This window comes from Psychromonas arctica, from assembly GCF_038155225.1.
Classification (GTDB): domain Bacteria; phylum Pseudomonadota; class Gammaproteobacteria; order Enterobacterales; family Psychromonadaceae; genus Psychromonas; species Psychromonas arctica_B.
Genome location: NZ_JBAKBA010000380.1, coordinates 1 through 213 on the forward strand (window position 1 = coordinate 1; position 213 = coordinate 213).

Consider the following 213-nt stretch of genomic DNA (forward strand, 5'->3'; position numbering starts at 1 on the left):
CCACGTTAAATCAATGCCCATCATTTCAGCGATAGGGTACAACATAGGAACGACAATAAATGACATCTCTACAAAATCGAGAAAGAAACCAAGTACTAAAATAACCAACATGGTAATAATTAAAAAGCCCCATTACTCACCAGGTAAACTAAACATTAAGTCTTCAATTAACTCCTCACCACCCGAGTAAGAAAATACCATTGAAAAAGCAGT

Annotated in this window: 1 protein-coding gene; it reads right to left on the bottom strand. The window is 35.7% G+C overall.

Going from position 1 to position 213, the window contains the following annotated elements; translation table 11 throughout:
- Positions 1-120 (bottom strand): TRAP transporter large permease subunit (locus V6255_RS18850; RefSeq protein WP_341629470.1); only part of this gene is annotated, 120 nt, incomplete at its 3' end.
- Positions 121-213: the final 93 nt, after the last annotated feature.